The 22,080-nt window shown below is 34.6% G+C and carries 20 protein-coding genes and 2 riboswitches; of the genes, 11 read left to right on the top strand and 9 right to left on the bottom strand.

Translation table 11 applies throughout. From position 1 onward, the window contains the following. Positions 1–170: 170 nt before the first annotated feature. The gene (locus CN692_RS15910) at positions 171–1,130 is read right to left on the bottom strand and encodes a LacI family DNA-binding transcriptional regulator (RefSeq protein WP_098120153.1); all 960 of its coding nucleotides are present in this window, start codon (positions 1,128–1,130) and stop codon (positions 171–173) included. Positions 1,131–1,499: 369 nt separating this feature from the next. On the opposite strand from CN692_RS15910, the gene CN692_RS15905 reads away from it, so the two are divergent. Then, complete coding sequence (locus CN692_RS15905; RefSeq protein WP_098120152.1) at positions 1,500–1,679, top strand: H-type small acid-soluble spore protein; 180 nt, start codon at positions 1,500–1,502, stop codon at positions 1,677–1,679. A gap of 412 nt (positions 1,680–2,091) precedes the next feature. Further along, the gene (locus tag CN692_RS15900) at positions 2,092–3,498 is read left to right on the top strand and encodes an amino acid permease (RefSeq protein ID WP_098120151.1); all 1,407 of its coding nucleotides are present in this window, start codon (positions 2,092–2,094) and stop codon (positions 3,496–3,498) included. Between the two features lie 314 nt (positions 3,499–3,812). Here CN692_RS15900 and CN692_RS15895 read toward each other — a convergent pair whose 3' ends face one another. Then, a complete protein-coding gene (locus CN692_RS15895; protein WP_098120150.1) occupies positions 3,813–4,082 on the bottom strand; it encodes a hypothetical protein in 270 nt (89 codons plus the stop codon). 577 nt (positions 4,083–4,659) lie between these two features. On the opposite strand from CN692_RS15895, the gene CN692_RS15890 reads away from it, so the two are divergent. Together CN692_RS15890 and CN692_RS15885 are read left to right on the top strand one after the other, a co-directional pair. Then, the gene (locus tag CN692_RS15890; protein ID WP_098120149.1) at positions 4,660–4,785 is read left to right on the top strand and encodes a YjcZ family sporulation protein; all 126 of its coding nucleotides are present in this window, start codon (positions 4,660–4,662) and stop codon (positions 4,783–4,785) included. A 135-nt stretch (positions 4,786–4,920) separates the two neighbouring features. Then, positions 4,921–5,100 carry a small acid-soluble spore protein H gene (locus CN692_RS15885; protein ID WP_098120148.1) on the top strand — a complete coding sequence of 60 codons (180 nt, stop codon included), beginning with the start codon at positions 4,921–4,923 and terminating at the stop codon, positions 5,098–5,100. Between the two features lie 249 nt (positions 5,101–5,349). Here CN692_RS15885 and thiC read toward each other — a convergent pair whose 3' ends face one another. Continuing rightward, positions 5,350–7,128: a phosphomethylpyrimidine synthase ThiC gene (thiC, locus tag CN692_RS15880; protein ID WP_098120147.1), complete on the bottom strand. Its 1,779-nt coding sequence runs from the start codon at positions 7,126–7,128 to the stop codon at positions 5,350–5,352. 133 nt (positions 7,129–7,261) lie between these two features. Further along, positions 7,262–7,376, bottom strand: a riboswitch (TPP riboswitch). A gap of 235 nt (positions 7,377–7,611) precedes the next feature. Further along, positions 7,612–7,721, top strand: a riboswitch (TPP riboswitch). Positions 7,722–7,810: 89 nt separating this feature from the next. On the opposite strand from thiC, the gene CN692_RS15875 reads away from it, so the two are divergent. Genes CN692_RS15875 through CN692_RS15855 form a run of 5 tightly spaced genes read left to right on the top strand, consistent with a single transcriptional unit; the run spans position 7,811 to position 11,505 of the window. Next, positions 7,811–8,425 (top strand): thiamine phosphate synthase, encoded by a 615-nt coding sequence (locus CN692_RS15875; protein ID WP_098120146.1) that lies wholly within the window; start codon positions 7,811–7,813, stop codon positions 8,423–8,425. After that, the gene (gene thiO / locus CN692_RS15870; RefSeq protein ID WP_098120145.1) at positions 8,409–9,500 is read left to right on the top strand and encodes a glycine oxidase ThiO; all 1,092 of its coding nucleotides are present in this window, start codon (positions 8,409–8,411) and stop codon (positions 9,498–9,500) included. Before CN692_RS15875 ends, thiO begins: the two co-directional genes overlap by 17 nt. Positions 9,501–9,527: 27 nt before the next feature. Then, positions 9,528–9,731, top strand: coding sequence for a sulfur carrier protein ThiS (gene thiS, locus CN692_RS15865; protein ID WP_098120144.1), 204 nt, complete (start codon positions 9,528–9,530; stop codon positions 9,729–9,731). A gap of 2 nt (positions 9,732–9,733) precedes the next feature. Then, entirely contained in the window at positions 9,734–10,501 is a 768-nt protein-coding gene (locus CN692_RS15860) for a thiazole synthase (protein ID WP_098120143.1), read from the top strand. Then, positions 10,498–11,505, top strand: coding sequence for a ThiF family adenylyltransferase (locus CN692_RS15855; RefSeq protein ID WP_098120142.1), 1,008 nt, complete (start codon positions 10,498–10,500; stop codon positions 11,503–11,505). Before CN692_RS15860 ends, CN692_RS15855 begins: the two co-directional genes overlap by 4 nt. Before the next feature lie 80 nt (positions 11,506–11,585). On the opposite strand, the gene CN692_RS15850 is transcribed toward CN692_RS15855, so the two are convergent. From CN692_RS15850 to CN692_RS15840, 3 genes are read right to left on the bottom strand one after another with little or no spacing between them, the layout of a single operon-like run. Then, positions 11,586–12,752: a Zn-dependent alcohol dehydrogenase gene (locus CN692_RS15850; protein WP_098120141.1), complete on the bottom strand. Its 1,167-nt coding sequence runs from the start codon at positions 12,750–12,752 to the stop codon at positions 11,586–11,588. Positions 12,753–12,771: 19 nt separating this feature from the next. Then, the gene (locus tag CN692_RS15845; RefSeq protein ID WP_098120140.1) at positions 12,772–14,298 is read right to left on the bottom strand and encodes an aldehyde dehydrogenase family protein; all 1,527 of its coding nucleotides are present in this window, start codon (positions 14,296–14,298) and stop codon (positions 12,772–12,774) included. Next, on the bottom strand, positions 14,291–15,655 hold the full coding sequence (locus CN692_RS15840) for a lyase family protein (RefSeq protein WP_257144047.1): 1,365 nt from the start codon (positions 15,653–15,655) through the stop codon (positions 14,291–14,293). The genes CN692_RS15845 and CN692_RS15840 overlap by 8 nt, the downstream gene beginning before the upstream one ends. Positions 15,656–15,933: 278 nt before the next feature. Here CN692_RS15840 and CN692_RS15835 point away from each other — a divergent pair, with 278 nt between their 5' ends. Together CN692_RS15835 and CN692_RS15830 are read left to right on the top strand one after the other, a co-directional pair. Next, entirely contained in the window at positions 15,934–16,731 is a 798-nt protein-coding gene (locus CN692_RS15835) for an IclR family transcriptional regulator (protein WP_098120139.1), read from the top strand. A 403-nt stretch (positions 16,732–17,134) separates the two neighbouring features. After that, complete coding sequence (locus CN692_RS15830; RefSeq protein ID WP_098120138.1) at positions 17,135–18,502, top strand: MFS transporter; 1,368 nt, start codon at positions 17,135–17,137, stop codon at positions 18,500–18,502. A gap of 59 nt (positions 18,503–18,561) precedes the next feature. Here CN692_RS15830 and CN692_RS15825 read toward each other — a convergent pair whose 3' ends face one another. From CN692_RS15825 to CN692_RS15815, 3 genes are all read right to left on the bottom strand, one after another. Beyond that, entirely contained in the window at positions 18,562–19,368 is an 807-nt protein-coding gene (locus tag CN692_RS15825) for a hypothetical protein (protein WP_098120137.1), read from the bottom strand. Between the two features lie 91 nt (positions 19,369–19,459). Beyond that, positions 19,460–19,660, bottom strand: coding sequence for a cation transporter (locus CN692_RS15820; protein ID WP_098120136.1), 201 nt, complete (start codon positions 19,658–19,660; stop codon positions 19,460–19,462). Positions 19,661–19,674: 14 nt separating this feature from the next. Continuing rightward, the gene (locus CN692_RS15815) at positions 19,675–22,068 is read right to left on the bottom strand and encodes a heavy metal translocating P-type ATPase (protein ID WP_098120135.1); all 2,394 of its coding nucleotides are present in this window, start codon (positions 22,066–22,068) and stop codon (positions 19,675–19,677) included. Between the last annotated feature and the right edge of the window lie 12 nt (positions 22,069–22,080).

Below are 22,080 nucleotides of genomic sequence, written 5' to 3'. Positions count from 1 at the left end.
AAATTTATTTGCAGTTTTACCTTTTTTATTTGCAGTTTCACAAATTCATTTGCAGTTTTTGCCTTTTTAATTGCACTTCCACAAATTTATTAACAGCTTGAGATTTTTTCTTCCGACCGCACTACACTAACACAAATAAAAACAAGCTAGTACCTGACTAGCTTGTTTTATTATACAGTCTGTCGCTCAACTAATTTAATCGCAATCTCTTCTTGTGTTATTTCAGAATTAATTGCTTGGTTAAATAGTTTCTTTCCGACTTCGCGTAATGGAATTTCGACTGATGTTAATTTCATTACTTTTGCGATTGGTTGATTATCGAAACCGATAATAGCTAAATCTTCTGGAATAGCTATGCCATGTTCATTGCAGCAAGTTTGTATGCCCGCAGCCACTTGGTCACTTGTTACTAACAGAGCTGTTGGCCTATCTTTTAATTTTAACAATGCTTGGACAACTCGTTCACCGTCTTCGAAATAATAACAATTATCAAATACTAAGTCGTTATTTGTTGGCTCATTATATTTAGAATGAAAATCAATATAGGCTGACTCTCTTTGTTTACTATTCATACCTGTTCTACGACCTATGCTATATCCAATTTTCCGATGCCCTTTATCATATAAATATTCTAGCGCGATCATAAAGCAATTGTATTGATCAATAAAAGTTGAAGAAACGCCAGTGTTTCTAGTATCTTCAAACAAAACGATTTGACCATATTGCATATACTCTTCAATCGTTTTTATTGAACAAGTTCTTGAACAAATAATAAGTGAATCAATTTGTTTATGCTGTAACATTTCTAATGCTTCAAATTCTCTCTTTTCTTCATAATTTGTTTGAAATAGCACTAGTTTATTATTATTTTTTATCGCCTCATTGGCAATTCCATCAATTAGCAGCCCAAAATATGGATGATGCGAGAACGGAATGACTACTCCAATTAGATTTGTTTTTCCCTTGCTTAAATTAACTGCGTTAAGATTTCTTTGATAATTCGTTAACTCAATTGCGTTCAAAACTGCTTTTCTTTTTTCTTCACTAACATAAGGTTCATTATTTAAAACTCGTGAGACTGTTGTAACCGAGACTCCGGCTATCCTTGCAATATCCTTAATATTAGACATATTCTCACCTTTTCTAAACTTTTTCTTGCTCTGAAACTAGTTCCATACTTTACTCTGTTCTCATAAAGAAAAGGAGGAACTAATATGCAAATACTTTTTGGTTTATTTTGCTTAATTTTTATGTGTAGTTCAATTTTATTTTTAGCTTCTATTGCTATCATACAACAAGATAAGAAACGAGTTAAGAAATGGGATTAAAACTTTTATCTTAATGTGTTTTTTTCTATTTAAAGTTTTTCGAAAAATGAGAGGGAATTTCCATATCAGTTCTGTATTACATAATACATTTAAAAGATCTAATTTCTAATGAATACAATTACTTTGCTAAGTAAATGATAATATAGGTTAGTAATTTAAGGAGGTATTATGATGGATACAGAAAGAGCATTAGAAATTGTAGCTGCACCTGGTATGATCAATGTTACTTGCGAAGGAGTACCAGTTTATATTCAACATGTTAATAAAAATGAAGGCACAGCTAGAATTTATCCCCTTGATCAACCACAAAATGATAAAGAAGTATCATTAAGTCACTTAAGAGAACAATAAATGATAATATAGGCCCAAAAATAAACCTCTATTAAGGAGGTTTATTTAATTTTTGAAAAAAATACCAAAAATATAATGATTATGTCTGATTGCACTTTACCCTTTAGAAATATGAACTCTCAATCGAAGTGACATTACTAATGGCACAAATTCAAACTAGGTTATTTGTACCATACCTTTGGGTATTTAGTAATATGTCTAAATTACTATAAAATTTCAAAAAAATTGAAAAAAAAGTCGAAAAATTCTTTGAATATTTTTATAAGTGTGTTATTATAAAAATCACTTAAGCGACACAGTTATATAACTTTGTAGTTAATTGTCAGAATTTTCTATTTTTTATAGTTAAATTAGAAAACTCTCATCTTAGAAAATTATTAAACTAACAAATATCGTATTAGAGGAGGCTCATATGAATTTATTTCGAAAAAAATCAGCTACAAATAATTCGCCTAGTTCACTTAATCCAGTTCTAGGAGCATTTGATCTTACTATGTTAGGTATTGGTGCTATTATCGGTACAGGTATTTTCGTATTAACTGGTGTAGCAGCAGCCAAATATGCTGGTCCAGCACTTATTATTTCATTTATTATCGCAGGTTTAGCTTGTACATTTGCTGCACTTTGTTATTCTGAATTCGCATCAATGATTCCACAGGCAGGTAGTGCTTATACTTATAGTTATGTTGCTTTTGGTGAAGTCATCGCATGGATATTAGGATGGGACATGGTTCTAGAGTATGGACTAGCATCTTCAGCAGTAGCAAGTGGATGGTCTGGATACTTCCAAAGTTTATTAGGTGGTTTTGGAATACACTTCCCTAAAGCTGTTACAGGTGCATTCGACCCTTCTAAACATACTTATATTGATTTACCGGCAGTAATCATTGTTTTGATTGTAACGTTTATTCTTACTAGAGGTGTTAAAAAGTCTGCAAAACTTAACACGATCATGGTAATTATAAAATTGGCAGTAGTTGCACTTTTTATCGCAGTTGGTGTTTGGTACGTTCAACCGCATAACTGGACTCCATTTATGCCAATGGGATTCCATGGTGTAACAGCTGGAGCTGCAGTAGTAGTATTTGCTTACTTTGGATTTGATGCAATATCAACTGCTGCTGAGGAAGTTAAAAATCCTCAACGTAACTTACCAATCGGTATTATATCTGCTTTAACAATTTGTACAGTCTTATATATTGTCGTTTCATTAATTCTTACTGGTATCGTTCCTTTCAGTCAATTAGGTGTTAGTGACCCTGTTGCTTTTGCACTTACATTTATTCACCAAGATTGGGCTGCTGGTTTCATTTCACTTGGTGCAATCATCGGTATTACAACTGTATTAATCGTAATGATGTTTGGACAAACTCGATTATTCTATGCAATCAGTAAAGATGGTTTATTACCAGGTAAATTATCAAAAGTTAACAAGAAAACTCAAGTTCCTGTAACAAGCACTTGGGTAACTGGCGGACTAGTTGCAATATTTGCTGGCCTTATTCCATTAAGTAAATTAGCTGAATTAACAAATATCGGTACTCTATTCGCTTTCTCTGCTGTTTCTCTTGGTGTTCTAGTTTTAAGAAAAACTCGACCAGAATTAAAGCGTGGATTCAGAACTCCTTGGGTACCTGTAGTACCAGTATTAGCTGTTGTATTCTGTGTATATTTAATGTTACAACTTTCATCATTTACTTGGAAAGGTTTCGCAATCTGGTTAGTAATCGGATTAGTAATTTACGCAGCATACGGTTATAAAAATAGTAAACTAAACGGAAATAGAAAGTTAGATAAAGATTCAAATCAATCTGCATAAATAATGAAATTCCACTATAGATTTCTATAGTGGAATTTTTTTGTTTTCATTAAAACCTTTCTTTTCACAGAGAGGTCTTTTTAACTTTTAGATATTTAGTGTAATAATTTTCGTCAATTTTTCAAAAAAGATTTTAACTCATTTGCGAACTGATTACCATGCGAGAAAAGTAGAGCATGCCTTGTTTACCGCCAAGAACAAATTGATTCATTTTTCTCATCTCTTTCATTAGTTAACATTAAATTAACCGTAGCTTTCTATAGATTCTTATTGAGGTAAACTGACCCTATGCTGAAAAAAATCAAAAATCTCCCTCATTTTGAATCATCGTTTTTTGGGAGTGAAATTGCGGTTTCGATCACGATGCCATTTTTTATTTTAACAGCGATTGTTCCAATCCACTTATCTGTCGGTTGCATTTGCTCATTACAAGTAAAGTATCGAATATGAATAGCTGACTCTGTATCTTTACTAATGACATGGCAAGCTAGCAAATTACTTAACTTTTCAATCGCTGCTTCTCTTTTCGTACCAATGATTTCTTTCTTGATGAATGACTCATAGTAATTCTTTAATGGAAACATTTCATTTCCTCCCATACTATATTACTGCTATTCATAATTGTTTATAGGGGTTGTTTCGTTTGGCCACATAATTGTCCTTCGAGCAACTGGAATTTCTAGACAATGCTCTAAACACTAAGACTCAATTAAACAGATGTCCACTCTAAGCCTAAACACAAACGTTTGTTCGCATTTTGTTTTATACTTATTATACTATAAGTAAAATCAAAAATGAAAAAAAGAGTGGCGTTCCTCCCTCATAATGAATAAATTCGTCTCTAATTATTATATGTTTAAGCAATAATTTTACTTAAAGCAATCCCGCCTCCATAAACTTATATTTAGGCAAATTTCCAACATGCTTATGTAGTTGATGCAGCAATTTTTCCTAAAGTAAAGTAAGTACAGAATCCATATAATTGAACTTTAAAAACTTACTTCATAGGTAAAAGCCTAATTACAATATAGACTAGTTTCATAGTTGGTAAAAAAACATACGATACATTATCCACCTCTCCTAATTGTAATTTTTACAATTGGTTACATGACCCTAAAGGGAGTTTACATCCCTTAATATCGTATGAAGGAGGTCACATGAATGAGTACTGGACATCACCATCTTAACGGTTTTGCTTTGATTGTTGTTTTATTTATCTTATTAATCATTGTTGGAGCAGCTTGCTGGTCAGGATCTGACGGATATGGATATGGACATCACTGGTAATCTTTAAAAACTATAAAACTCCTGTTAAATTTAACAGGAGTTTTTTTTTACAAAAAATAATATGAATACCCAATCACCCATCGGTTAATAATATGTTAGGTTTGGTTTCAATTAATAATTTAGAGGAGGTTACGTATGAATAAACAACGAGCTCAAGAAATTGCGTCTTCACCTGAAATGGCTAATGTTACATACAATGGAGTGCCGATTTATATTCAACATGTTGATGAAACAAATGAAATTGCTAGAATTTATCCGCTCGGCCAACCCGATCGAGAGGAAGAAGTTTCAATCAATAGTTTGTCGGAGCATTAACTTTAACCTATAAACAAAAACAAACCTCCAAATTGGGGTTTGTTTTTGCTTTATCTATAAAAATTACCAGCACAAGCTTTCAATCAAACTGCATTTTAGGCATTCTTGTATCGTATCCTTCTGTTGAAAATCGTGGGCACAATTTGTTTGAATGGTTTTCAGTTCTATTTTCAACTGATTCATACTTTCTTCTAATTGCTTTATTTCTTTTTTGATTTCTTCTACCCTATTCATATAAGGCTCACACCCTTATTGATAGATTTCTCCGCCGTTTTTTCTAAATTCTAATGCTTTTTCTTTCATTCCTTCTTCAATGGTTGATTCATTTTGAAGTTCTTCTTGCTTTACTATATCTCGAATGTCTTGTGAGATTCTCATACTACAGAATTTTGGACCACACATTGAACAAAAATGGGCTGTTTTAGCTCCTTCAGCAGGTAATGTTTCATCGTGGTATTCAATTGCTCTTTCTGGATCAAGAGAAAGATTAAACTGATCACGCCATCTAAATTCAAATCGAGCTTTTGAAAGTGCATCATCTCTTTTTTGTGCACCAGGGTGACCTTTTGCTAAGTCAGCTGCATGTGCTGCTATTTTGTATGTGATTACCCCTACTCTAACATCTTCTTTATTTGGAAGACCTAAATGCTCTTTCGGAGTTACATAGCAAAGCATCGCCGTACCAAACCAACCAATCATTGCTGCACCGATTGCTGACGTTATATGATCATAACCAGGTGCAATATCTGTCGTTAGTGGACCTAATGTGTAAAAAGGTGCTTCCTGACAAATTTCTAGTTGTTTATCCATGTTCTCTTTAATTAAATGCATTGGAACATGTCCCGGGCCTTCAATCATAACTTGAACGTCATGTTTCCAAGCAATTTTTGTTAGCTCTCCAAGTGTTTCTAATTCCGAAAATTGTGCTTCGTCATTTGCATCGGCGATCGAGCCTGGGCGCAAACCATCTCCTAAAGAGAATGTTACGTCATAGCGCTTCATTATTTCACAAATTTCCTCAAAATGCGTATATAAGAAATTCTCTTTATGGTGAGCTAAACACCACTGAGCCAATATAGACCCACCACGAGATACGATTCCTGTCACTCGTTTTGCAGTTAATGGAATGTAACGCAATAGTACTCCAGCGTGAATCGTGAAGTAATCTACTCCTTGTTCGGCTTGCTCGATTAAAGTGTCTCTAAACACTTCCCAGCTTAAGTCTTCTGCAATTCCATTAACCTTTTCAAGTGCTTGATAAATTGGAACTGTCCCTACTGGTACCGGAGAATTTCGGATAATCCATTCACGTGTTGTGTGAATATTTTTTCCGGTTGAAAGATCCATCATCGTATCGGCTCCCCAGCGAGTAGCCCATGTCATTTTTTCTACTTCTTCTTCAATTGAGGAAGTAACTGCTGAGTTACCTATATTGGCGTTTATTTTCACATGAAAATTACGCCCGATAATCATTGGCTCGCTTTCCGGGTGATTAATATTCGATGGAATAACAGCTCTTCCTCTTGCAACTTCATCACGAACAAATTCCGCTGATCTATTTTCTCGAATTGCAATAAACTCCATTTCAGGTGTAATAATACCTTTACGAGCATAATGCAATTGCGTAATATTTCCGTTATCCTTTGCACGCAATGGTTTTCTTTTTAACCCTTTAAAGATTTCAACCTCATGTTTATCTGATTCTTTTTTATATCCATTATCTTCAGGCTTCACTTCACGCCCTACATATTCTTCAACATCATTTCGCTCAATCACCCAGTTTTGTCCGATCGGCTTAAGCCCCTCGCGAATATCAACTGAGCTAGATGAATCTGTGTAAGGTCCACTAGTGTCATATACTCTAACTGGTGCATTTTCTTCTTCGCCAAAAGTACCAGTTGTTGGACTTAATTGAATCTCACGCATCGGTACTTTAATATCAGGTCTAGATCCTTCAACATAAACTTTTTTACTACCAGAAAAACTAGACATGATGGAAAAATTCATTTCATTTACAGAATTGTTCATTGATTTCATTCCCCTTTTTAAATGATTAAAAAAGGACGAAATCCAATCCATTTTAAGCATGAAAAAAGCCGGATCTTATATTTAAGACCCGGCAAAATGTTAGCAAAACTACATTAACGATTAGACATCATTAATGAGAAATTTCTAACTTCCCCACGCTGGTATGAACCAGATCAGGTCCTGAGGGTTAAGAAACTTAAATGCGTTTCTCTCTCAGCCCAACTAATTGGACACCCCTAGTCTAACGATTAAATTGTTCACACTAAATATAAACCCACAAGTTTAAAATGTAAATGCTTTTATTTCCTAAATTTTTACAGAAACGTTCATTTCAAAAAATTATTAGTATTTTTTATACTCGTCTAAATACTTGATTTCATTATGCTTCAAGCCCAATTTATGGTAAATATTTGGACAGGTAAAAAAAATTTTAGTATTGAATATTATTTTTTATATGCTATGCTAAGATTAATTTTCATACAGATTCATCACTAGGGGATCCCTTGATAAGGGCTGAGAATAGAGTAGTTACTTTTAAACCCTTAAAACCTGAACAGGCTAGTACCTGCGTAGGAAAGTGGCGCATTCTCTATTTATTTTGTGTGCAATGTAACCACTTTCTTTTTTTAGGAAAGTGGTTTTTTTTGTTTGAAAAAATTTTGTTAATGAAAGAGGCTGGAGCATGGAACTTATTGCAATTACAGATGATCAGCACTCAATCGAAGTACTTGCTTCCAAAATTATTCAAATAATCGATGTAGTCGACTATGTACATATTCGCGAGAAATCAAAAAAAGCGATCGAAATAATATCACTATTAAATCTACTAAAAATGAACAAAGTCGATATGAAGAAAATCGTTTTAAATGATCGTTTAGATATTGCTATTTTCGCAAATCTATCAAATATACACTTACCGGGACATGGCCTTCCTCTTGTTGATGTAAAAGAATATTTTCCTAACTTACGAATAGGAAAATCAGTCCACACGCTTACTGAAGCAATCCAAGCTGAAAGTGATCAGGCTGATTATGCCCTTTACGGTCATTGTTTTGAAACAAAGTGTAAAGCTGGTCTAACTCCAAATGGGATTGAAATCATACCCGAAATGAAAAAAACTCTGACTATACCAATCTACGCAGTAGGCGGTATATTGCCTGAGCATATCCAAGTTTTAAAGGAGAACAAGATTGATGGCATAGCTGTAATGTCTGGAATCTTCTCTTCTCGAAACCCACTAGATGCTGCGCTGCAATATTTTGAAAGGTGTAAACTGACTTATGAACAAGAGATTTGATGTCGTCGTAATTGGGGGTGGCATTATTGGTTGTTCCATTGCTTATTATCTAGCGAAAGAAAACATTAATGTCGCAGTTTTAGAAGGACATCAAGTTGGTCAGAAAACGACAAAGGCAGCTGCGGGGATGCTCGGTGCCCATTCCGAGTGGGATCAGTCCGAGTCATTTTTTACTTTTGCTAGAAGTAGCCAGCTATCTTATTTTCACCTTCAAGAAGAGTTGAAAGAATTAAGCGGTATTGATATTGAACTTAAAAAAGGTGGCATATTCAAACTAGCTTATACCGACTTAGAAAAAAAACAATTAACACCACTACTCACTCAAACTTCAGCACTTTGGTATAACCATGCGGAGTTAAAAAAACAGATCCCCGGCATCCATCCAAACATAATTGGCGCAGCCTATATTGAGGATGACGTAAATGTATTACCTGTTTCTGTTTGTAATGCATTTTCCAAAAGTGCTCAGATTTTAGGGGCTTCTATTTTCGAATATACTCATGTATTTGGGATTCAAAAAACTGATACACATTATTTACTTAAAACAACAAACGGTGAGTTTGAAGCCAAAAACATTGTAGTTGCAAGTGGCGTTTGGAGTAATACCTTGTTTGCACAGCTAGGGTTAAATCATGAAATTATTCCTGTTAAAGGTGAATGCATTTCCGTAAAAAGCGAAAAAGTAGCATTAAAGCATACTCTTTTTCATGAACAAAACTATATTGTTCCAAGAAATGACGGCCGCCTTGTCATCGGGGCTACGATGGTTGATAACGAATGGGATGAAAACCCTAGCTTAGGTGGCATTGAATCATTAATACAAAGTGCTAAAAAAATGCTTCCCGAAATTGAAGATATGAAAATTGATTCATTTTGGGCGGGACTAAGACCGCGAACACTTGATCATAATCCTTTTATTGGCATGCACCCTGAAGATGATCAAATCCTATTTGCAACCGGCCATTTTCGAAATGGTATATTACTTGCACCAGCAACTGGAAAATTAATTCGGGATATGATTCTTAAAAGGAAAGTTGATAGAGACTGGATTGAGGCGTTTAAAGTTAGTCGTTAATTTAAATGTTTGTGAGGTGTAAAACACTTGGAAATAAGATTAAACGGAAAGAACGTAGAAGTTTCGAGTAAAACTTTTACAATTCAAGATTTACTTAATGAATACCAGCTAGAAAACCGAATCGTTATTGTCGAGGTTAATGAAGAAATTATTTATAAAGAGCAGTATGCTTTAACTCATCTCTTTAATGGGGATCAGGTAGAATTAATACATTTTGTAGGTGGAGGTTAATCATGTTGAAAATAGGAAATCATTCATTTCATTCAAGATTATTACTAGGAACAGGTAAATACCCTTCTTTTGAAGTACAAAAAGAAGCAGTTGAAGTTTCGGAAGCCGAAATACTAACTTTCGCTGTTAGAAGAATGAATATTTTTGAAGAATCACAGCCTAATTTTCTAGAACAATTAAATCTAGCAAAATATAAATTATTACCAAATACAGCTGGTGCAAAAACTGCTGAAGAGGCTGTTAGAATTGCAAGATTAGCAAAAGCGTCAGGCTTGTGCGATATGATAAAGGTAGAAGTAATTGGTTGTGACAAATCATTATTGCCTGATCCAATTGAAACATTGAAGGCATCAGAAATGCTATTGAATGAAGGATTTATTGTGTTACCTTATACTTCTGATGATGTTGTGTTAGCAAGAAGACTAGAAGAACTTGGTGTCCATGCGATTATGCCAGGAGCATCACCAATTGGTTCTGGAAAAGGAATTATTAATCCTTTAAATCTTAAATTTATTATTGAACAATCAAATATACCTGTCATAGTCGATGCTGGAATCGGTTCGCCAAAGGATGCAGCTTATGCAATGGAACTAGGTGCTGATGGAGTTCTTTTGAACACTGCGGTTTCTAACGCGAAGGATCCAGTAAAAATGGCGGTTGCAATGAAGCTTGCTATTGAAGCAGGAAGACTTGGATTTGAAGCTGGAAGAATTGACGAAAAAAATTATGGTGTAGCTAGTAGTCCAATCACAGGGTTGGTGAATTCTTGATAAACCGTTATGCAAAACAAGAATTATTTCTAGGAACAGATCGTCAATTAAACTTACAAAAAGCCAGTGCCATCATTATTGGTGTTGGTGCACTTGGCTCATCAATTGCAGAAATGCTTGTAAGGGCCGGCATAGGAAATATAACAATTGTTGACCGCGATTATGTTGAATGGAGTAATTTACAAAGGCAATCCCTTTATACAGAGGAGGATGCTAAAAATAAACTACCTAAAGTAATTGCAGCTAAAAATCGACTACAACAGATTAATAGTGAAGTAACAATTAATAGTTTTATAACTGATATTACTAGTCTTAATATTGAAGAACTTATTAAAGATCAAACAATTATTCTAGATGCTACAGATAATTTTGAAACTAGAATGGTTGTTAATGATGCTGCAATTAAGCATGGAATCCCATTTATTTTTGGTGCTTGTGTTGGGAGCTATGGGCTTTCTTTTCCAATTATTCCGGGAAAAACTCCTTGTCTTAACTGTTTATTAAATCATATACCAACATTAAATATGACTTGTGACACAGTCGGAGTCATTAGTCCAATTGTACAAATGATTGCTGCGTACCAAGTCACTTATGCCATGCAATATCTTACAAACTATGAACTTTCACCAATCTTACAATCGATTGATGTTTGGAAGCATGAAAAGTCTGATATAAACATCGAAAGATTAAAGAATCATAATTGTCCAACATGTGGTCCGACCAGAAGTTATCCATATTTAAACGACGATCATCAAATGAAGTCATATGTATTATGTGGAAGAGATGCTGTCCAATTGAGTTTATCTTCTACTAATGTTCCGTCACTACGAGATCTTTCTGAAAGATTAATAGGATTAGTAAATGATTTGATTGTAAATCCGTATTTATTAGCATGTACCTTTGAAGATCACCGAATTGTTTTATTTAAAGACGGTCGTGCAATTATTCACGGTACAAAGGAAGCAGCTGTTGCGAAAGAGCTCTATCGTAAAATCATTATATAATAGAAGAAATCCATTTCAGAGACTAATAAATTTTAGTTTTATTAGTCTTCGAAATGGATAATTATAATTAATATTTTAAATTACTTAGACTCTTGTCCTGCAGAACCTACTAAAGATAAGCTAGCCTCTTCATCAATTGGAAATTCAATAACTGTTCTACCTACATTTACACAGCAACTATCATGGAAAGAATCAAATGCTGAGTTAATATCATCCAACTTGATTCGATCTAAAACTAGATCATCTAGATTAAATTTTCCATCTAAATATAATTTAGAAATGATTGGGAAGTCTCTAAAAGGTTGTGTATCACCATAAAAACTTCCTTTAAGAACTTTTCCAACGCGATGGAAACCACCAGCTGGTAGGTTAAGAACTTTAGAAGGATTGAAAGCACCAACAACTACTACAGTTCCACCTTTTCTTGTCCCTTTCCAAGCACTTTCAGCTGCGTTTGTATTTCCCGTACAATCAATTGCATAGTTAACGCCGAATCCACCTGTTAATTCTTTTAGTTTTTCTTCAGCATTTTCTTCAGCTACATTGACTGTATGTGTTGCTCCAAACTTTTTCGCAATCTCAAGATTAGATTCTTTAACATCACACGCAATAATTTTTGAAGCACCTGCGATTTTAGCTCCTTGAATCGCATTAACTCCTACTCCGCCGATTCCGAATACTGCTACAGATGAACCTGGCTTAACACCAGCTGCATTAACTGCTGCACCGTAGCCTGTTGCAACACCACAACCGATTAATGATGCTTGAGCAAGTGGCATTTCATCGGGAATTTTTACACATGACATTTCAGGAACAACAGTATATTCAGCAAAAGTAGATAATAGAGAGTTATGGTAAACTTTTTCCCCATCACAGCTTAAGCGAGAAGTCCCATCAAGCAATGTACCATCGAACATTGGTCCAAATGCTGATTCACATAAATGAACATCTCCTGTTATACAAAACTCGCAAGTTCCACAATATGGAACCCAGCTTAATGCTACTTTATCACCTGGTTTTACATTTTTCACATTTGGGCCAACAGCTTCTACAATTCCTGCCCCTTCATGCCCAAGAATAGTCGGAATAGGTGTTGTAGTATCATCTAATGCGTTTAGATCACTATGACAAACACCAGTTGCTGCTATTTTAACAAGTACTTCATTTGCTTTAGGCTCAGCTAGTTCAACATCTTTAATAATAAGTGGTTCACCATGTGCGTTCATTACTGCTGCTTTCATTTTCATCTTTATTCACCCTTTTATTTTAGTAAGCAAACCAAATTGCTTTTGTTTTTGTGTAAGATTGTAATGAATGAATGGCATATTCTTTACCCCATCCACTTTGTTTCCATCCACCGAATGGACTAGCAAAGTCATAACATCCATATTTATTTACAAATACCATTCCAGCCTCTAATTTTTTAGCTACGCGATTCGCACGTGAAACATCATTCGTCCATAAGCCGGCAGCTAAACCATAAATTGTGTCATTTGCCATTTCAACTACTTCTTCTTCTGTATCGAATGGAATAACGCAAAGAACTGGACCAAAGATTTCTTCTTGAGCAATTGTCATTTTATTATGTACGTCTGCAAAAATAGTTGGACGAACGAAGTATCCGTTTGCATTTTCGCCAGTCAGATCCCTTTTTCCACCAGCAGCAAGACGAGCACCTTCTTCAATTCCGCTTTTGATGTAGCCTAAAATACTTTCCATATGTGATTCTGAAATTTGAGCACCTTGATTTGATTCCGGATCAAATTGGTCACCTAATTTATAACTATTAGCATAATCTGCTAAACGATTAACTGTTTTTTCATAAATATCACGTTGAACAAATAATCTTGTTGGTGCAGAGCATTTCTCACCTTTGTGAGTAAATAATCCATAAAAAGAACGTTCAATTGCTGCGTCCACATCTGGAGCGTCACTAAAGATAATGTTTGGCGACTTTCCACCAAGCTCAAGTGTAACTGGTTTTAAATTAGAGTCTGCTGAATCGTGAACAAGCTGTTTTCCCACACCTGTACTTCCAGTAAAGGAAACTTTATCAACGCCCATATGACGAGAAATATGTGAACCAATTTTCCCTTTACCTAGTATTAGATTTAGAACGCCCGGAGGTAAAATATTAGCCTCGTCAATAATTTCAAATAGTCTAATAGCTGAAAAAGATGTCGTACTAGACGGCTTTAAGATTACTGTGTTCCCCATTGCAAGAGCAGGAGCAAGCTTCCATGCAGCCATATCAATCGGGAAGTTAAATGGTACAATTTGTCCACAAACACCAATTGGATCTCTTGTTGTTACACTTAAAAAGTCGCCTTCAACTGGGTTATTTTCACCATAGTATTTATCAGTCCAGCCTGCATAATATTCGAACATTTCTAATGCTTCCTGAACGTCGTCATTATATGCTTCTGTGTATAGTTTTCCGTTATCCAATGCTTCTAAAGTAGCTAGTTCTGCTTGATGCTCTTTCATAAGCTCACTAATCTTACGTAGAATTTTTGCTCTTTCTTTACGAGTTACTTTACGCCATGGGCCATGATCAAATGACTCACGAGCTGCCTCAACCGCTTTATCAATATCCTCTTTTGTAGCACCTTGAATTTTTCCGATCACTTTTCCGTTTGCTGGATTAATCGATTCAATTTCTTCATCACTACTGCTATCTACCCATTCACCATTGATATATAGTCTCTTCGTTTCTTGTAACCACTCTTTTGCCCATTCTAATTTTGGTTGCTCGATACCTTCAAAATGTTTTTTATTCTCTACTTTAGTCATTTTCAAGTCCTCCTCCATTTAATAATTCCTTTACGCTGTTCTTACCCTTTTCCTTCATTAATTTCGAAACAAACGAATAACCATGCTTCTCCTTTAATTCAACTACAGAAGGAATTAAACTATTTGCGTACTCTTTACATTTTTCTTTATTAACTTTTATGCCTTCCAAACACTTCTCGTTAAATAGGTTGAGTGCTTTTTCTAGCATCTTTATTGCATCTATAATATTTGCTCCAGCTACACCTTCAAAAATATTTAAATTTAATTCGCCATGCTCTAAAGCTGCCTGTACAACTCTGTCGCAGCCTAAAACTTGGAAGCAGCTTTGGATCAATGTTTCTGGTATTACAGGATTTACTTTTCCTGGGAAGAAAGATGAACCAGCCATTACAGATGGTAGAATAATTTCCGAAAATCCGGCTTCCGGCCCAGAAGATAATAATCTCAAGTCTTTCCCCATTTTGATTAGACATGTTGCAAGTAATGTTAATTGATTTGAAACATTTGCTAGATCATCTATGTTTTGAGCAGCATCAATTAAATTTTCACGCTTTTGAAGCTGAAAACCAGCAACTTTTGAAAGATTATGAATAACCAAATCTTGATACATTGTCGATGCGCCAGTTCCTGTTCCAATTACAGTGCCACCCAAGTTTACTTTCTTCAACTCGATTACACTTTGTTTAAGTAACTGCTGTCTTCTAGATAACATTGCGGCATATCCGCTAATAAAATCACCTAATTGAATTCTCATCGCATCTTGCAAACATGTTCTTGAAATTGTTGTAATTTCTATAAATGAATCGACCATTTTTTCGATTGTAGTTTGAACTTCACTTAATACTAAGTTGAGTTGTTCAAACTCTTTCATAATGGCAAGTCTCATGGCGGTATGACAGACATCAGAAGTAGATTGAGAAGCATTCACATCATCGTTTGGATGAATAGGTGAATACGTTCCTCTCATTCCTTCGTTTAATTCATTCGCTATATTTGCAATGACTTCGTTAATGTTCATATTTGTACCAATTCCTCCACCGCCATGGAGAATATCAACTGGAAATTGGTCAAAATGTCTACCGGAAATTAGCTCATCACAGGCTTGTAAAATAAATGAACCAATGGATTCATCTATTGCACCTGTTTCTATATTTGTAATTGCAGCAGCTTTTTTAACGATTGCAAGTGACTCAATATACTTTGGATACTGACTTAAAGTTTTTCCAGAGAATGAGAGATTTTGTACTGCTCGAACTGTTTGAACCCCATATAAGAACTGATTTGATATTTCTACAGTTCCAAAAGAATCAACTTCTTTTCGTATTTCCTGGTTCTCAATGACACTAATGAAAATCACCACCTTTTATGAAGAGTTTTCTAAACATTTTTAATGAAAACGTTTTAGTAATTTACTATGAAAATTATTTAGATCCTTATTCCAACTTTCCTCGCTGATTCTTTATTGAGGTGATTGTTCAATTATCTAACGTTCGTATTATGAACATTATAGTTCACGATAAGAACTTTAACTAGATTATAAATCTGAAAAATTAGCTGTGTCAAACAAATAATTAAATTATTAGAAATTTATTTATTATTGTTTTTTTAATTTGCAATTAAGCTATAATGTTTAACATGAAGATAAATAGCGAAGTAAAAAACCAAAAAAGTTCAAAGCAAGACCTTTCATCAGTACAAGCAGTAGATCGCGCACTTTTATTATTAAAGATCGTGGCTGATAGTGAAACTCCAATCTCTATTGGGAATCTAGCTGAAATATCGGACATGAATCGAACAACTGCATGGAGACTTATTGGAACTCTTGAGAACCATGGATTTGTGGAGCGTGACCCCGAGACTAAGGGCTACCAGCTTGGATATGCGGTAAATCACCTTGCGTCTAAAGTTCCGCAATACGGGTCTCTTGTCAGACGCGCAAGTAAAAGTATGGAGAAATTAAAAGAGGAAATTCAGGAAACTGTTCTTTTAAGCGTTCCTAAACAAAATGGAACACTAACAATTGAACAAATTGATCCAGAAAACAGTGTTAGGTTAGTTGTAGATTATGTGAATGCTTTTCTACCTTTACACTGTACTTCAAATGGAAAGATTCTTTTAAGCCAGCTTCCACCAAAAGAGTTAGATATATTTTTGGAAAAACCTTTGGAAAAGTTGACTCCTTATACAATTACAAACCCTGAGCAATTACGTAATGAACTTAATAGTGTTCGAGAAAGGGGATTTGGCACTTCGATTTGCGAACTAGATGAAAATGAAAACGGTATTTCTGCACCAGTGTATGACAAAGCTCAAAACCTTGTTGCGTTCATAAGTGTCTGTGGACCAAGTTTTCGTTTTACAGAAGAGAAAATGTTATCATCAATTGATTTATTAATTTCTACTTGTCAACAAGTTACAAATTATCTTGATTAATCATAAAAATTAGCAAGTTAAAATTTCTATGATTGTAATCAAAAGGCATCCGAATGGTTTTATTCAGATGCCTTTTTTATTTGCTTTTAAAACGTTGTGTTTCGTTCAAAGCTATTTTAGCATGCTCGTCTAATCTTCTTTAAGATAAAAATAAATACTCGAAAAAAGTTTGACAATTTTGTGAATTACACTTTATACTCATCTTATATTTCACATTATGAAAAAAGTTGTTCATATTATGAACTCCTCTCAAGTTCATTCACTTTTTTTCTTTTTATCTGAAAACGCTACCATTACATACTAAAATTTTCATGCTCTTATTTTATTTTTCGCTTTTCGATAAAAGAGTTAAAAGTATTTTATGAAAAAACTGTTACACTACTATTACTAAGGGGGAAACGAGATGAACGTAAACCAAACGATAAAAATGGATGATGCGCCACTTAATAAGTTCCACATTAAAATGGCTGGACTTACATTTGGAGCACATTTTAATGATGGTTATATTCTCGGAATCATTGGAACAGCACTGACATTACTTACTCCCCAAATGCATCTTAATGCATTTTGGCTTGGATTAATCGGCAGCTCCGCTTTAATTGGGCTATTCTTAGGAAGTTTAGTTCTAGGATGGGTATCAGATATTATCGGTAGACAAAAAATATTTGTTTTAAGCTTTGTACTCATTACAATCGCTTCATTACTTCAATTTTTTGTAGATAGTCCAATGCAGTTATTTATTCTACGACTATTAATTGGGATCGGAATTGGAGGAGACTATAGCGTTGGTCATACAATGTTAGCAGAGTTCGCACCAAAAAAGCATCGTGGAGTATTACTAGGATCATTTAGTGTTATTTGGACAATTGGTTATGTTGTTTCAACATTCGTTGGACTATGGTTGCAAGCTTTAGGACCAGATGCTTGGCGCTGGATGTTAGCTTCTTCGACAATTCCATCAGTGATCATTTTATTCCTACGAATTGGAACGCCAGAATCACCAAGATGGTTAATTAACAAAGGCCGCATTGATGAAGCAAGAGAAATAGCAAAAAAATATGTTGGTAAAAATATTGTGTTAGATAATGAAACACCATCAAAAGAAGATAGTAGCTTTTCTGTTTTATTTAATAAAAAATATAGAAAAAGAACAGCGTTTAATAGTCTTTTCTTTGCATGTTTAGTAATGCCTTATTTTGCAATCTATACTTTCCTACCAAATATTTTAAGTATTATGGGCTTAAAGGAAGGCTTTGGAACAGATTTCTTATTAAACATAATTTTAATTATCGGAGCAGTTATAGGTATCTGGTTTACAATCATTTTCTCTCGCAGAGGCTTCTTAATCAGTTCTTTCATTATTCTTGTAGTGTCTTTATTCGTATTAAGCGTCTCACCAAGTAGTGCAACAACATTAATGATTATCTGTTTTGCAGTGTTCACATTAATCTTGTCAGCCGTAAGTAATCTTGTAGGAGTTTTCCCAGCTGAAAGTTTCCCTACCGAAGTGAGATCATCAGGGGTCGGACTTTCTACTGCAATTAGCCGACTTGGATCAGCAATCAGTACATTCCTATTACCATTAGGTCTATCACATTTTGGTTTAGGTAATACAATGCTAGCATTAACAGGAGTTTTAGTTGTAGGAACATTAGTATCAATTGCATGGGCACCTGAAACTAAAAACTTGTCACTTAATGATGCTAGTAAAACAGATGATTTAAAAAAGCCAAATAGTAATCTAGTCGACATTAAACCGAATATATTATAAAATTATTAAATATGAAAAAGCAGGAAACTAATCGTTTTCCTGCTTTTTTTCTGTTTACATTATGGTACGTCTACTATAAATGGTACGATAAATACATTTCCATTTTGCTTAAATTGTCCCCAGATTTTATACACTCCCTTTTTGGGAAAACTCGTCATGAATTCCGCATCAGGTCCACTTGATTTCTCGTTCATTGGATGCACGTGCAAGTATGTATTAGTGTCTCCACTAATAGCAACAACATGACCAATTGCACCTAAATAAGGCTGTAAATTAATAATATCTTTTTTTGTTTTAGCGTCTTTAAGCGTAAATGTCATTTTAGCTTCATCATTTGTCGTCAATTTATCAAATTTTAAAGTAATCTCTTTTCCATCGATTACTTTTGTTAATAATTTATCTGGAGTTAGGGAAATCGGTTCGCCTTGTTGTCCCGACACTTTTACTAATTTGGTTTTTACGTTTTTATCAGAGCCCTTAGGTATAAAATCTGCAAATAACTTATACTCACCGCCATTTGGAAAGTTCGGTACGACTGTAAATAATCCTTTACCTTTATATTGTGGATGCAAATGGTCAAAAAAAGATAAATCCTTACTTACAACTATTAAATGCATTAATTTTTCATGCTCAAGTTCAAACTGGTCAACTGGTTTTCCATTTAAACTATTTATCTGTATGTTTAAATTTACTTTCTTACCACCCTCGGGAATACCATTAAATGAAAATTGTGCTTGAGTAGAATCCTTCTTTTCTTTTGTATCATGATTCATATTTTGATGGGTTGATCCTGAATGTGTCTTACTTCCACAACCACTTAAACCAAACACAGTAACGAAACTAAGCAACAACAATAAGTATTTCATCTACTTCTCTCCCCAGTATAGTAGTTTTTTCCAAATAAAAAGCGAACCCTTAGTTCGCTTTTTATTTATATCGAGTTCGATAAGACTTTGATTAAACGATATCGTAACCTTGGTCCTCAATAGCTTCTTTTACTTTTTCAACTGTTTCAGAGTTTGAATAGTTGAATGTTACTTCTTTATTTTCTAAACTTACGATTATATTATTTGTACCAGACACACCTTCTACCGCTTTCATAACTGCAGCTTTGCAGTGTCCACATGTCATACCATCTACTTTTAAAATTGTTTCCATTACTAAAATTCCTCCTAAATTTTTATGCGTTTTAATCTTAATGCGTTTAAGACTACCGATACAGAACTGAATGCCATAGCGGCACCTGCTATCCAAGGCTGTAATAGTCCTAATGCTGCAATCGGTATACCTAAACTGTTATAAAATAACGCCCAAAATAAATTTTGTCGAATATTATTCATTGTCTTCTTACTTAATGCGATTGCTTTTGGGATATGCGATAAATCGCCACCTACTAATGTGACATCCGCTGTTTCAATTGCTACATCTGCACCAGTTCCAATTGCCATACCAATGTCAGCTTTTGCTAGGGCCGGAGCATCATTTATTCCGTCACCTACCATTGCAACAATTTTCCCGTGTTTTTGTAAATTAGCTACAATATCGGCCTTTTTCTCAGGCAATACTTCAGCAAATACGTTTTCAATGCCAACTTGCTTAGCAATCGCATTTGCTGTGTGCTTATTATCACCGGTCACCATAAATACTTCTATTTTTAAATCCCTTAATGCTTTTATTGCATTTCTTGAAGATTCTTTAATTGTATCGGCGACAGCAATCATTCCTTCTAGTTTCTCATTAATCGCTACTAACATGCCTGTTTTTCCCGCAGATTCAAATGCGATTAATTGTTCATCAACAGAAGCAAAGTCGATATTCTTTTCATTCATTAATTTTCGAGTTCCGATATAAATCTTTTTATCGCCAATCATTGCTTCGACCCCATATCCAGGTATGGCAATAAACTCAGTCAGGTCAGTCAACTGAACCTCTTGTTTAAGAGCATATTGTACAATTGCCCGTGCTAAAGGATGCTCTGACATTTTCTCTACACTCGCAACGAGTCTTAACAAATCTTCTCGTTGATGTAAATTAATAAAATCTGTTACTTCTGGCTTTCCTTTTGTAATCGTTCCTGTTTTATCAAGAATGATTGCATTTATTTTTTGAGTAGTTTCTAAATATTCTCCGCCTTTGTATAAAATACCGTTTTCTGCGCCTTTTCCACTTCCAACCATAATCGAAGTCGGAGTAGCAAGACCTAGTGCACAAGGACATGCAATCACTAAAACAGCTATAGCTACTTCAATTGATTTTGGTAAATTTTGCGGATCTACTACGAAAAACCAAATTATAAATGTTAAGATCGCAATCCCAATTACAATTGGAACAAATAGATTCGAAATTCGATCGGCTAATCTCTGGATTGGAGCTTTTGAACCTTGTGCTTCTTCAACTATTTTCACAATATTGGCTAATGCAGTGTCCTTACCAACCTTCTCAGCTCGTATTGTTAAAATACCATTTCCATTAACTGTTGCTCCGACTACATTGTCCTCAGCCTTTTTATCAACTGGTAAAGACTCTCCAGTAATCATTGATTCATCGACTGTAGAAACTCCTGATACTATGACACCATCGACAGGAATTTTCTCTCCTGGTTTCACTAAAAGTAGATCTCCAACTTTTACAGCTTCAAGTGGTACGAATATTTCTTTACCATTTTCTAAAACTGTCGCTTCCTTTGCTTGTAATTCCATTAATTTAGAAATCGCTTCAGTAGTTTTCCCTTTAGCGATATGCTCAAAATATTTTCCAAGCAAGACTAATGTGATTAAAACTGCACTTGTCTCAAAATAAAGATGTGGCATATACGAACTATTCGTCAATGTCTTAATCGACTCAACTAAACTATAAAAATAAGCGGCCGAAGTTCCTAGTACAACGAGCACATCCATATTTGCACTATAATTTCGAATTGCCTTAAATGCGCCAACGTAAAAATGCCAACCAATAATAAACTGAACCGGTGTTGCAAACAGTAATTGGAACCATGGATTCATTAATAAATGTGGCATCCAAATATTTGTACTAAAAGGAAGATGGGAAACCATAGAGTACAATAGTGGAATGGAAAGTATGATCGAAACAATCAATTGAAGCTGCTTGTTTCGTGTCGAGTCGTTTTCCTTAACCTCATCTTCTGCTTTTAAAACTGCCTCATAACCTATGTGACTAATTTTATCAATAATTGATTGAACCGTTCGCACTTCCGGTAAATATGAAATAGTTGCGATATTCATAGCTAGATTGACGTTGATTTGAACAACTCCATCCATTTTCCCAATCACTTTTTCGATTCGAGCTGAACATGCAGCACACGTCATTCCTGTAATATTTAATGTAATCTTTTCAACAGCAACCTCGTAACCAATCGTATGGATTTTATCTATTAAATCAGAAGTTTGATATTGTCCTTTTTCATATATAATAGTAGCTTTTTCTAAAGCAAGATTTACATTCGCTTTTAAGCCTTCCATTCGATTTAAACTTTTTTCGATTCGGGTTGCACATGCTGCGCAGGTCATCCCTTCAATGCCAAGGGTCAACTGCTTTGCATCATTCATCTAAATCAACCC

The sequence above is a fragment of the Bacillus sp. AFS002410 genome, from assembly GCF_002556365.1.
Lineage (GTDB): Bacteria > Bacillota > Bacilli > Bacillales > Bacillaceae_G > Gottfriedia.
Note: the sequence above shows the minus strand (reverse complement) of the source record. Positions and strands in the feature narration are given on the sequence as shown.

Excerpts from the sequence above, each read along its gene's own strand:
- CN692_RS15910 (WP_098120153.1), bottom strand. The coding sequence starts at position 1,130 with ATGTCTAATATTAAGGATATTGCAAGGATAGCCGGAGTCTCGGTTACA.
- CN692_RS15905 (WP_098120152.1), top strand. The coding sequence starts at position 1,500 with ATGGATACAGAAAGAGCATTAGAAATTGTAGCTGCACCTGGTATGATC.
- CN692_RS15900 (WP_098120151.1), top strand. The coding sequence starts at position 2,092 with ATGAATTTATTTCGAAAAAAATCAGCTACAAATAATTCGCCTAGTTCA.
- CN692_RS15895 (WP_098120150.1), bottom strand. The coding sequence starts at position 4,082 with ATGTTTCCATTAAAGAATTACTATGAGTCATTCATCAAGAAAGAAATC.
- CN692_RS15890 (WP_098120149.1), top strand. The coding sequence starts at position 4,660 with ATGAGTACTGGACATCACCATCTTAACGGTTTTGCTTTGATTGTTGTT.
- CN692_RS15885 (WP_098120148.1), top strand. The coding sequence starts at position 4,921 with ATGAATAAACAACGAGCTCAAGAAATTGCGTCTTCACCTGAAATGGCT.
- thiC (WP_098120147.1), bottom strand. The coding sequence starts at position 7,128 with ATGAACAATTCTGTAAATGAAATGAATTTTTCCATCATGTCTAGTTTT.
- CN692_RS15875 (WP_098120146.1), top strand. The coding sequence starts at position 7,811 with ATGGAACTTATTGCAATTACAGATGATCAGCACTCAATCGAAGTACTT.
- thiO (WP_098120145.1), top strand. The coding sequence starts at position 8,409 with ATGAACAAGAGATTTGATGTCGTCGTAATTGGGGGTGGCATTATTGGT.
- CN692_RS15860 (WP_098120143.1), top strand. The coding sequence starts at position 9,734 with ATGTTGAAAATAGGAAATCATTCATTTCATTCAAGATTATTACTAGGA.
- CN692_RS15850 (WP_098120141.1), bottom strand. The coding sequence starts at position 12,752 with ATGAAAATGAAAGCAGCAGTAATGAACGCACATGGTGAACCACTTATT.
- CN692_RS15845 (WP_098120140.1), bottom strand. The coding sequence starts at position 14,298 with ATGACTAAAGTAGAGAATAAAAAACATTTTGAAGGTATCGAGCAACCA.
- CN692_RS15835 (WP_098120139.1), top strand. The coding sequence starts at position 15,934 with ATGAAGATAAATAGCGAAGTAAAAAACCAAAAAAGTTCAAAGCAAGAC.
- CN692_RS15830 (WP_098120138.1), top strand. The coding sequence starts at position 17,135 with ATGAACGTAAACCAAACGATAAAAATGGATGATGCGCCACTTAATAAG.
- CN692_RS15825 (WP_098120137.1), bottom strand. The coding sequence starts at position 19,368 with ATGAAATACTTATTGTTGTTGCTTAGTTTCGTTACTGTGTTTGGTTTA.
- CN692_RS15820 (WP_098120136.1), bottom strand. The coding sequence starts at position 19,660 with ATGGAAACAATTTTAAAAGTAGATGGTATGACATGTGGACACTGCAAA.
- CN692_RS15815 (WP_098120135.1), bottom strand. The coding sequence starts at position 22,068 with ATGAATGATGCAAAGCAGTTGACCCTTGGCATTGAAGGGATGACCTGC.